The organism is uncultured Campylobacter sp., from assembly GCF_905372745.1.
In the GTDB taxonomy this organism is placed as follows: Bacteria; Campylobacterota; Campylobacteria; order Campylobacterales; family Campylobacteraceae; genus Campylobacter_A.
Genome location: NZ_CAJPQR010000051.1, coordinates 1 through 11,198, shown reverse-complemented (window position 1 = coordinate 11,198; position 11,198 = coordinate 1). Strand labels below are relative to the sequence as shown.

At 47.1% G+C, this 11,198-nt stretch carries 11 protein-coding genes; all 11 read left to right on the top strand.

Annotated elements, in window-relative coordinates; translation table 11 throughout:
* The first annotated feature begins 145 nt into the window (after positions 1 to 145).
* The 11 genes from QZ157_RS10345 (at position 146) to QZ157_RS10295 (ending at position 10,788) form a co-directional block, all read left to right on the top strand.
* Positions 146 to 892 carry a 4Fe-4S dicluster domain-containing protein gene (locus QZ157_RS10345; RefSeq protein ID WP_295145309.1) on the top strand — a complete coding sequence of 249 codons (747 nt, stop codon included), beginning with the start codon at positions 146 to 148 and terminating at the stop codon, positions 890 to 892.
* Positions 886 to 2,853 carry a proton-conducting transporter membrane subunit gene (locus QZ157_RS10340; RefSeq protein ID WP_295145306.1) on the top strand — a complete coding sequence of 656 codons (1,968 nt, stop codon included), beginning with the start codon at positions 886 to 888 and terminating at the stop codon, positions 2,851 to 2,853. Before QZ157_RS10345 ends, QZ157_RS10340 begins: the two co-directional genes overlap by 7 nt.
* 10 nt (positions 2,854 to 2,863) lie before the next feature.
* A complete protein-coding gene (locus QZ157_RS10335; protein ID WP_295145304.1) occupies positions 2,864 to 3,793 on the top strand; it encodes an NADH-quinone oxidoreductase subunit H in 930 nt (309 codons plus the stop codon).
* A gap of 1 nt (position 3,794) precedes the next feature.
* Entirely contained in the window at positions 3,795 to 4,439 is a 645-nt protein-coding gene (hyfE, locus tag QZ157_RS10330) for a hydrogenase 4 membrane subunit (protein ID WP_295145302.1), read from the top strand.
* 2 nt (positions 4,440 to 4,441) lie between these two features.
* Complete coding sequence (locus tag QZ157_RS10325; protein WP_295145300.1) at positions 4,442 to 5,923, top strand: hydrogenase 4 subunit F; 1,482 nt, start codon at positions 4,442 to 4,444, stop codon at positions 5,921 to 5,923.
* A complete protein-coding gene (locus QZ157_RS10320; protein ID WP_295145298.1) occupies positions 5,920 to 7,656 on the top strand; it encodes an NADH-quinone oxidoreductase subunit C in 1,737 nt (578 codons plus the stop codon). Before QZ157_RS10325 ends, QZ157_RS10320 begins: the two co-directional genes overlap by 4 nt.
* Positions 7,653 to 8,192 carry a formate hydrogenlyase complex iron-sulfur subunit gene (locus QZ157_RS10315; RefSeq protein ID WP_295145296.1) on the top strand — a complete coding sequence of 180 codons (540 nt, stop codon included), beginning with the start codon at positions 7,653 to 7,655 and terminating at the stop codon, positions 8,190 to 8,192. Before QZ157_RS10320 ends, QZ157_RS10315 begins: the two co-directional genes overlap by 4 nt.
* Positions 8,189 to 9,019: an NADH-quinone oxidoreductase subunit B family protein gene (locus QZ157_RS10310; protein ID WP_004322348.1), complete on the top strand. Its 831-nt coding sequence runs from the start codon at positions 8,189 to 8,191 to the stop codon at positions 9,017 to 9,019. Before QZ157_RS10315 ends, QZ157_RS10310 begins: the two co-directional genes overlap by 4 nt.
* Entirely contained in the window at positions 9,016 to 9,360 is a 345-nt protein-coding gene (locus QZ157_RS10305; protein ID WP_002948669.1) for a formate hydrogenlyase maturation HycH family protein, read from the top strand. Before QZ157_RS10310 ends, QZ157_RS10305 begins: the two co-directional genes overlap by 4 nt.
* A gap of 111 nt (positions 9,361 to 9,471) precedes the next feature.
* A complete protein-coding gene (locus tag QZ157_RS10300; protein ID WP_295145294.1) occupies positions 9,472 to 9,915 on the top strand; it encodes a hydrogenase 3 maturation endopeptidase HyCI in 444 nt (147 codons plus the stop codon).
* 9 nt (positions 9,916 to 9,924) lie between these two features.
* Positions 9,925 to 10,788, top strand: a complete 864-nt coding sequence (locus tag QZ157_RS10295) for a formate/nitrite transporter family protein (protein ID WP_295145292.1) — start codon at positions 9,925 to 9,927, stop codon at positions 10,786 to 10,788.
* Positions 10,789 to 11,198 lie beyond the last annotated feature (410 nt).

Here is an 11,198-nt window from a genome sequence, read left to right as displayed (position 1 = left end):
CTTAAAAATAAATAATTCATAAAAATTAATCTGAAAAATACAAAATTCGTCAGACAGATGACGGAAATAAATTTTTAAAAGTAATAAAATTGCTTCAAGATTTAAGAGTAATCAAGAATCAAAAAACAAGTAGAAGGGAGAATTTATGAAACGACATAAATTTGTGATCGCCGATTACAAACGTTGTATCGGTTGCGCTACTTGCATGGCGGCATGTTTCCGTAGCGCCTATGAGCGCGGCAAGCTCTCAAAGGCTAGGCTAACTGTATTGCGCCAGGCAAAGGGCGTCATGCCGACGCAGTGTCGTCAGTGCGATGACGGTCCTTGCGCGAACGTATGTCCTACCGGGGCGCTAAGGTTTGACGACAACTACATCGAGCTTCACGAAGAGATTTGTATAGGCTGCAAACTCTGCACTATCGCTTGCCCTTACGGCGCGATAAGCTCGAGCGCCGAGCTCATGCCGTCGGTTAACTACGCGGTAGAGCCCAAATACTACCTCGAAATCGAAAGCCAGGCGGGCGCGAAAAATACCGCAATAAAGTGCGATATGTGCTTCGGACGCGAAAACGGCCCTGCGTGCGTCGAGGTTTGCCCGACCAGCGCTATCATCATGGTCGATCCTTTGCACAGCCATCACAAGCTCGGCAACAAGATCGAGCAGGAGGCTGCGCAGGCTTTCGTCAATAAAATTTTACGCGGAAGCGGAAATTTAAAAGAGCCCCACGTTTTAGCCGATATCGGCGCTCAGGACGTGGACGGCGAGGGCGACGTCATCGTCATCAAGGAGCTTGACAAAACTCCTAGCGAGCAGGCAAGAGAGCAAGCGGCGTCAAATTCGCGCGCTATGAACGACGAAAATAGCGGCGCAAAAGGGGGTGCGAGATGGTAGGCGTGTATCTGCTTTTCTTAGTTAGCGCCGCCGTTAGCATCCTGCTCTACGGCGCTCAAAAATCAGCCGTAAAAATCGGCTTTGGACTAAGCGCGATTAGCTGTTTTTACGCGCTTTGCTACTTTGTGGCGCATATGGGGACGATACAGGGCTTTTCTCTTGGCGGAGACTTTTTATACGCGCCGAAATTCGAGCTAACTCCGCTTGGAAATTTCTTTAGCTTCGTAGTCGTTTTTATCGGCTTTGCCAGCAGCGTCTACGGTATGAGCTATGCGGAGGAATACATCAAAAAAGCAAGCGTAGGCGTTTTTGCCTGTTTGTTTAACCTTTTCATCCTTTCGATGCTTCTAGTCATCAGCGCAAATAACGTATTTTGCTTCATTGTTTTGTGGGAGCTTATGACGCTTATTTCGTCTTTCCTCATCCTCGTAAACGACGGCAAAGGCACGCTAAAAGCGGTGATGGTGTATCTTGGTATCGCTCAAGTCGGCGCGTTTTGTATCACTTGCGGACTGCTAATAATGGCTCACTACGCCGGCAGCGCCGAGTTTAGCAAATTTGCCCACCTAAATATGCCGACTGCGGCTAGCGTCGTCGTGTTTATACTATTTTTGGTCGGTTTTGGCAGCAAGGCGGGTATGTGGCCGTTTCACGTATGGCTACCGATGGCTCACCCGGCCGCTCCTTCAAACGTCTCTGCTTTAATGAGCGGCGTAATGATAAAGGTTGCGTTATTTACTCTAGTTAAATTTACGCTTTTCTTGCCTTTAAGCATTTACTTTGGCTTGACGGTTTTGATTTTGGGTGCCGCTAGCTCGCTTTTTGGCGTTCTTTACGCTCTTTGCCAGCACGACTATAAAGCGCTTCTTGCCTATCACTCTGTCGAAAACATCGGCATCATCTTGCTCGGTCTTGGCACCGGCCTATACGGTCTGGCCGCCGGAAATATGACGCTTGCTGCGATCGGATTTTTAGCCGGATGCTATCACGTGGTTAACCACGCGATATTTAAGGGACTTTTGTTTCTTTGCGCGGGTTCGGTTTTGCACGCTACGCACACTCGCGATATGGACGTGCTAGGCGGCCTAGCTAAAAAGATGCCTTGGACGTCTGTTGGCATGTTTATCGGTATCATGGGTATCGCGGCATTGCCTCCCGTTAACGGCTTCGTATCCGAGTGGTTTACCTATCAAGGTATGCTTCAAGGCGCGCTAGAGCAGGGCATCTTTACTAGATACGCCTTTACGCTCTCAGTCGTTGCACTAGCGCTTACGGGCGTGTTAGTCGGCATGCACCTTAAGCTTTACGCAGTAATCTTTGCGGGAACTCCAAGAGATCAGAAAATTTGGGAAAACGCAAAAGAAAGCCCGGTATTTATGGTGCTTGGCATGATAGTGCTAATGATCGGCTGTATAGGCTTTGGTATCGGAGCTAACGTGGTCGTCGGCTACATCCAAACGGCCGTAAATTCCATAGGCGGCGCAGGCGGTTACGTAGCTAGCCACGGTATAAATTTAACCTCAAATTTAGGCAGCGTCGTTTCAACTCCGCTAATCGCCATCATCTTGTGTTCTACTATGGTTTTGCCTTTTGCGATTTTAGCCGTGATGAAAGCAAACCGCGAGAAACCTCGCGAGACAGATCCTTGGGCTTGCGGATTTAAGTATAGCTCTCGTATGCAAATGACGGGCGGTCCTTTCACGGGCGATCTAAGACGCATAATGAACTGGCTGTTTAAAGGCGAGAGAAAAGTCGTGACTAAAGGTTATTTTAACCCGGTCGAGTATCATAACCATCCAAAAGATATCTGGTGGGGGCTATTTTACGAGCCGGTGATTAAATTTACCGAAAAGGTCGCTGAAAAAATAGGCATAATGCAAAGCGGCTACACCAACGTTTACGCGCTATATATCCTCATATATCTTTGCGCGATACTAGCGGTTAGCTACTTTTTGATATAGGGGGCGTGAGATGGAAATTTTACAGACTATACTTTTGATGATATTTCAAGTAGTCGTTATCGTCTTGGTTGCGCCCTTGTTTGACGGTATGGCTAGGAAACTAAGAGCCAAACTGCAATCAAAACAAGGTAGCGATTTTTTCCAGACGTATCGCGACATCATAAAGCTATTTAGACGCGGTAGAACCGTGCCTGCATGCTCTCACTGGGTATTTAGGCAGGCTCCGTTTTTCTTGTTTGCTACTTCGGCGGCGATACTGGCGGCTATTCCTATTACTTATAGCAAAAGCACGATTTTTGGAGCGTATTCGGACATATTCGTGATTCTTTACCTAGGCGCGCTACTTCGCTTTGTTTTTGGCGCTGCTTCTATGGATAGCGGCAACCCGTTTGCGGCTACCGGCGGCGGTAGAGAGCAGATGCTAGCCGTCTATGTCGAGCCAGTGATGATAATGTGCCTAATCGTAGTTATGCTAGCGGCAGGAACGTCAAATTTAGTAGAAATCCAATCAATGGTAAAAAGCGGTCAAATCGGATATCAGATCCCAAGCTTTGCTGTCGCTTCGATAGCGTTTTTGTGGTGCATATACGTTGAAACCGGTAGAAAGCCTTTTGACCTAGCAGAGGCTGAGCAGGAGTTGCAAGAAGGCTTGCTAGGCGAATACGCGGGCTCTGATTTAGGCCTAGTTCAGGCTTCGCTTATCTTAAAACAATTTGCGATGATCGGACTTTTCCTTTCGATTTTCGAGCCGTGGAATTTTAGCAATCCGTTTTTAGCGGTGATAATCTTCGTCTTAAAAACGGGAGTGTTTTACGTAGCGGCCGTGTTTATAGATAACTTCGGACCTAGATTCCAGATGACTTCGAGCTTACGTAAAAACGCTCTAGCTGCTCTAGCTATATCTTTTGCGGCTTTGACGCTTTACGTCGTGGGGGTGTGAGATGAATATTTTAGATACTTTGGCTATCTGTATGATGGTAACGTCTTTGGCGGTTTTCGGGCTAAGAAGCCTAAAGCTATCCGTTATAGTTTACGGAGTCCAGACGCTACTATTAGTCGGGATATTTTTTACTTTGTCGTCTAAATTTAACGCCGAGCAACTATCTACGTGGGCGGTCGTGGCGTTTTTTACGAAGGTTTTATTCGTGCCTGCGATCTTGCTTTGGCTTATTAAAAATCTTGGCGTCGTGCACGAAGACGAGCCTGTAGGCGGCTTTTTCGTGAGCCCCGTTATAGCAATGGGTTTTAGCTTGGCTTTGGCGATGAGTATTAATCCGATATTTTTGGAGTTTTCGCTTATTAAAGAAAAGATAATGCTACTAGCCGCGGTTTGCGTGTTTATGATGGGGGTTTTTGGCTTTATGCTTAGAAACTCGTTTATCAAGCAAATTTTAGCCTATTGCCTTTTTGAAAACGGCATACATCTAAGCCTAGCGCTCATGGCTTACAACTCAAACGAGCTTGTCGAGCTTGGAATTTTAACCGACGCGATTTTTGCGGTTATCATTATGAGCGTTTTAGCGATTAGATTTTATAAAGCATACGGCAGCCTTGATACGTCTAAGGCTACGAATTTAAGGGGATAGAGATGGATAGTTTAACTTTGATATTAATTTTACCGCTTCTTGGAGCGATACTGCTATTTTTCTCTCCGAAAAATTACGCTTTTTTGAGTTTGCTTCACGTAGCAGTTAGCGCAGTTACGTCTTTAGCCTTGCTATTTAACGTAAGCAAGGTTTTAACGGGCGGTACGTTTTACGCGCACGATAAATTTTTGTTTTTAGACAGCCTTGGCTGCGTATTTTTGATACTTATTGCGGTTACGGGCCTACTGGTAAATTTATACGCGACCCACTATATGAGATGGGAGCTTGAAGAGGGACATATAAATTTAAGCGCGCTTAAGAAATACTACGCGCTTAGCCACGTGTTTATCTTTACGATGAGCTTAAGCGTCATCTGTAACAACGTCGCGTTTATGTGGGCCGCGATCGAGGCTACTACGCTTTCATCGGTATTTCTAGTCGCGATCCTAAAAGATCAAAAATCAACCGAGAGCGGCTATAAATACATAGTCCTTTGCTCTATCGGCCTAGCGTTCGCGCTTTATGCGACCGTGCTTCTTTACTCTGCGACCTTTGCGGAGATAAAAGACGGCGAGGCTGCGATGCTATGGACGGGCATAATGGCAAACGCTAAAAATTTAAGCCCCGACGTCGCTAAGCTAATCTTCGTCTTTGCGCTTATCGGATTTGGCACCAAAGCCGGCCTTGCTCCTACGCACACCTGGCTTCCCGACGTTCATGCCCAAGGCCCGGCGCCGATTTCGGCTCTGCTTTCAGGCGTTTTGCTAAAGTGCGCGATGCTAGCTTTATTTAGATACTACGCTATCGCGGCTCAAGCTACGGGCATGGAATTCGTTCAAAGCGTGATGATAGTTTCCGGTCTTATTACGCTATTTGTGGGCGGAATTTTCCTAATCAGGCAACACGACGTAAAAAGGATGTTTGCCTACCACTCTATCGTGCATATGGGCGTTATCGCCTTTGCTCTTGGCGTGGGCGGACCTTTCGGGCTATTTGCGGCGATTTTCCACTGCCTAGCTCACAGCTTTACCAAGGCTCTTGCGTTTTGCTCAACGGGCAATATCGCTAGAATTTACGGACACAAAGATATGAGCAAAATGGGCGGTATGATAAAGATAGCTCCCGTAACTACGATGATGTTTGGCGCGGCGGTTTGCTCGCTGGTAGGCGTGCCTGCGTTTGCGATATTCGTTAGCGAATTTAACGTCTTCGTCGGCGCCGTAAATAGCGGTCAATACTTTAGCGTTGCGCTATTTGCGATAGCTCTTGCCATCATCTTTATCGCGGACTTCTCGCACTTTAACTTAGCAAGCTTTGGCGAACCTAAAGCCGCGGTCGTTCACAATAAAGAGATGAGTATATTAGAAAATTTACCGCTTATCCTGCTTTGCGCTTTGATTATAATCTTTGGCGTTTGGCACGTGGATAACTTTTATACGCTGGTTGAAAACGGCGTTAAGATAATAACTGGAGAACTATTATGAGAGGCGATAAATTCGTTGAAATTTTAAAAACAAAGGTAAAGGTTCTAGAAGTAACCCGCCAAGCCGACGACCAAATCACCGTCCTAGTGGACAGAAACGACCTTCCGCTTGCGGTTAAGACCCTTTACTACGATATCGGCGGTTTCATCTCTACGATGATACCTAGCGACGAGAGGACTATAAACGGCTGTTTTGCGCTTTACTACGCTTTGTCTATGGAGGGCGGCAAGATGACGGAAGAAGACGACTTTGCCGCCGAGGATAAGTGCTTTATCACCGTTAAAACGCTAATTCCCGGCGTCGATCCGACTTTTCCGTCCGTTACGCCGCTAGTGCCTGCTTGCGTTTGGTACGAAAGAGAAGCCTACGATATGTTCGGCCTAGTAGCCGAGGGCTTGCCCGATAAGCGTAGATTGGTGCTAAGCGACGATTGGCCGGACGGCCTTTATCCGCTTAGAAAAGACGCGATGGACTACCGCTACCGCCCAGATCCCGTCGCTCACCAAGATGAGCCCGACGCCGAGTTTTTATTTCCAAAAGGCGATAGCGTCATCGACGTGCCGCTTGGGCCTTTGCACGTAACTAGCGACGAGCCTGGACACTTTAGGTTATTTTGCGACGGCGACGAGATCATAGACGCAGACTACCGCCTCTTTTATCAGCACCGCGGTATGGAAAAGCTAGCCGAAAACCGTATGAACTACGATCAGATGGGCTATCTCGCAGAGCGCGTCTGCGGAATTTGCGGTTATGCTCACGCGATTGCGTGTATAGAAGCGGCCGAAAAAGCTATAAAGCTAGAAATCCCGCTAAGAGCGCAGGCTATCCGCGTGATTTGTCTTGAGATCGAGCGCCTTCACAGCCATCTTTTAAATATCGGTCTAGCTTGCGAGGTAACGGGTAACTATAACGCCTTTATGCATATCTTTAGAGTGCGCGAGTACTCTATGGAGTTAGCCCAGCTAGTAACGGGCGGCCGTAAAACCTACGGCAACGTCATCATGGGCGGACTTCGCCGCGATATGACCGATAACGAGATAAAAAAGGGCATCGAGATGATAAACAAGCTCGACGTTCAAATTTCTGAAATTTGGGACGCGGTTATGGACGATAAACGCCAAATCGCGCGCTGGAAAGGCGTAGGCGTGCTAGATAAGCAAGTAGCAAGAGACTTTAGCCCCGTGGGGCCTAATATGCGAGGCTCTGGTCTAAAGCGCGACAACCGCTACGACCACCCTTACGATTTCTTTAAAAATATCGAATTTAAAGTCTACGTAGAGCACGGCGGAGACGTATTTAGCCGCGAAGTCGTGAGATATAACGAGCTAAAAGAGTCCATACATATCATCAGGCAGTGTTTGGAGCTAATGCCTCAAACGCCGATATCAATCGATCCAAAAACGATGATAAAGCCTGAAAATTTCGCCCTTGGACACGTAGAAGCTCCTCGCGGCGAAAACGTCCACTGGATCATGCAAGGCAGCGCGCAAAAGGTTTTCCGCTGGAGATGCCGCGCGGCTACTTATAACAACTGGCCTAGCCTTCGCTATCAGTTCCGCGGAAACAACATTTCCGACGCGGCGCTCATCGTTTGCTCGCTAGATCCGTGCTACTCCTGCACCGACCGCGTTACCGTAGTGGACGTAAATACCAAAAAGAGCAAAATTTTAACCGAAAAAGACCTTAAGAAATTTTGCCAAACGGGCAAAATTAGCAAAAAGGATTTAAGATGATGAAGTTATTTGACGTAACCGAAAAATATGGAAAGGCGACCTACGCCTATCCGTTTGAGCCTTATAAGGTACCCGAAAATTTCCGCGGGCAGCCGTTTTACACCTACGAGCTTTGTATAGGTTGCGCGGCGTGCGGCGTAGCGTGCCCTAGCAACGCCATAGAGCTAAAGATGAACGAAAAGCAAGACAAGCTTGTTTGGCAGTTTGACTGCGGACGATGCATATTTTGCGGACGCTGCGACGAGGTTTGTCCGACGGGCGGCGTGCGCCTAAGCCAGGGTTTCGAGCTAGCGGTTAAATTTGACAAAAGCGCACTAATACAGCGCGGCGAGCTAGAGATGCAAAAGTGCAAATGCTGCGGCAAGCCGTATACGCCGGTTCGCCTCATCAACTATACTTTTTCAAAGCTTAGCACGGCAAATTTGCTCCCGGGCAGACTAGAAGAGGCTAAAGACTATCTATATATCTGCCCGGAGTGCAAAAAAGCCCAAGCCGTAGAGCGCATAACTAAAGACGTAGAGGAGGGGATAAAATGAGCCTTTATCAAGTTCCCGAAAATATAAAAACGGCAAACGACCTAACCGCAAAGTTAGAACATCTAAAAAATATCAAACGAAGTTTTAGCGTCTACCGCATCGACTGCGGTAGCTGCAACGGCTGCGAGATAGAAATTTTCGCCGCTATCACGCCGATGTGGGATCCGGAGCGCTTCGGATTTAAGCTAGTAGCCAATCCTCGCCACGCAGACATTTTGCTCTGCACCGGCCCGGTTACGCGCCAGATGTATTATCCGCTGCTTCGCGCTTACGAAGCAGCTCCTGATCCAAAGATCGTGGTGGCCTTTGGCGCATGCGGCAGTACGGGCGGTATCTTTTACGACGCTTATAGCGTTTGGGGCGGTATAGATAAGATTATCCCAGTAGACGTCTATATCCCGGGCTGTCCTCCGCATCCTGCTAGCGTCATATACGGCCTTGGTATGGCTCTTGGCATCATAGATCAAAAGTTACAAAAAAGAAGCTTTGAACAAGACGACTGCAAAGCCCCTGCCGTAAAAGAGTCTATCATAGGCGATATACTTTTCGAGCGCGATTTGGAAGCCGAGGCAAAGAGACTAATGAGCTATATCTTCGGCAGGACGCTGTTTGCTAAATATATGGACGCAGCCAAAACTTCTCCTAATATCCACGACGTAGCGGCTACTAAAAAAGTAATGCTAGAGGCTATCCATAAAGAAGAAGACCCTAGATACGCCGAGTGTATGGGACTGCTTTACAACGACGTCTATCTAAAATACGCCAAAGCAAAACGCGATACGCAAAACGCCATCGACGTCAAAAAAGAAATTTGGGATAAACGATGATAAGAGTCTATAAACTCGCCCGCCGCCACATGGACGAAAATGAAAAGATGCCAAAAGAGCTAAAAGATATCAAGCTATTTTCCGTCTGCGTCGGACACGGCGTGGGGACGGTGGACTTTAGCGAAAAATCGCTCGAAATACCCGACGAGGAGTTTGAGCGTATCGTCGCTAGCGGCGGCGAATACGTCAAATTTAAGCTGGGAAATTTAAGCAAGTATTTTGAAGTGGAGATATTTAGGGAGCATGCGGCAAGGCTCATCCCAGAGCTTTGCGAATGCGAGCTAAAAAAAGAGCTTGAAAATCTGCGCGAGGGATATCTGGTGCTTAGGAAGGATTTTTGAGATGAATTTAAATGTTGCGCAGAAAATTTTAGCCGAGATAGGACATGTAGTCCATCGCAGGCTAAAATTTTCAAGCTCATTTAAAGGCGCTCAAAAAAGAAAGGAAAAGAGATGAAAAAGGCGCTTCTTTGCATCGGTAATCCCATGCGCGGAGACGACGACGTGGGCAACGAAACGGGGCGGATAGTCGAGGTAAATTTGAAAGATTGGCGGGTATTTTACGGACAGGACGTGCCTGAAAACGAGTTTGGCGCGCTTAGAGAATTTGCGCCCGATATCATCGTCGTGGTAGATGCTATGAGCGGGTTTAAAGACGGCGCGATCGAATTTTTTGATCTGAGCAACGAGCGCGACTATATCTACTCGACGCACAACTTGCCCACGCCCGTACTTTTAAGCTACCTGCGTAAAATTTGCCCCAAGACGCTGTTTTTAGGCATTAGCGTTTTGCTTGAAAACGTGCTTGATTTTAAAGAGGGCTTAAGCGAAAACGCGAAAAAAAGCGCGCAAAAAGCCTTTGAACGTATCTTGGAAATAGATAAAAATTTAAATTAGGAGGAGAAGATGTTAAATCCTGCAGAAACCGCGCAAGCGGTGTCAAATTCGATGGAGCACAAGGCGCATACTCCGTTAGTAAGCATTATTTTTCTAGCTATCATGGCGGGCGCGGCGATTGCTATGGGCGATATTTTTTGGGCGCACTCGACCGTGGGCATGGCTGAAAAGCAGTCTATCGGTCTTGCAAATTTTATCGGCGGCATCACCTTTAGCTGCGGACTTATGATGGTCGTTTTCTACGGCGGGCATCTATTTACTAGCTCGGTTTTAAGCGGCGTTAGCGCGTATGAAGGCAAGCTAAATTTAGGCAAAACCTTTAGCTACTGGGCGATCGTTTGGGTTTTTAACTTCGTCGGCGGCGCGCTAATTGCTTATATGTATTATTACTCCGGCTTACCGCTAAAATACGACGGCTATATCTTGCAGCACTTTATACCCTCAGGTATAGGCAAGGTTACCGCGCCGTTTCACGAGCTATTTATTCGCGGTATCTTTTGTAACGTGTTTGTTTGCATGTCTATCTGGACTGCGACCAGCGAGAGCAACTTAGCGGGCAAATTTTTTGCCATTATGTGGATGATCGGCGCGTTCGTCGCATGCTCTATGGAGCACTGCGTGGCAAATATGTTTATCATAACAGAAGCCATCATCGCTAAAGCTCACTACATCGCGGCAAACGGCGGAGATATCACCGCTGCAGCTACGGCTCTAGGGCACGGCATCACGGCTGAAAAACTAGAAATGCTAAACTGGGGAAATTTCATCGGTAAAAACCTAGTTCCCGTTACGCTAGGCAATATCTGCGGCGGACTTTTCTTTGTGGGACTGGTTGGATTTATGGCGAATAAATTCGACATGAAAAAGAAGTAATTTTAATTCCCCGGCTAGGCTGGATTTCAAATAATTTTCGGCTAGGATACTCGGGTCACGGACGACTAGTCCGCTCCCGTCGTATCCGCCGTAAACTATTTAAACTACATACAATCCGTCTGGAATGTTTATCTCATATCTTGATAAATTCGTAAATTTTACTTGCCAAGACCCGTACCCTAAAAACACTAAATTTAAATTTGCGACGCTTTGCGCTAGCAAAGCAGTGTCGCCACCTCTCACGTGCAGTGGGGATGGCGGGGGTTTTCTGCGTCGCTTCGCTCGTAGCTGCAAGCAGACCGTAAGTACAACCCCTTCCGCTACCCAAGAAAAAATCTAAAATTTTAGAGAAGCTATAATCTAGCAAGCAACTGTTTTTCAAGATCGAAATTTTAAAAAATTGTATTTAA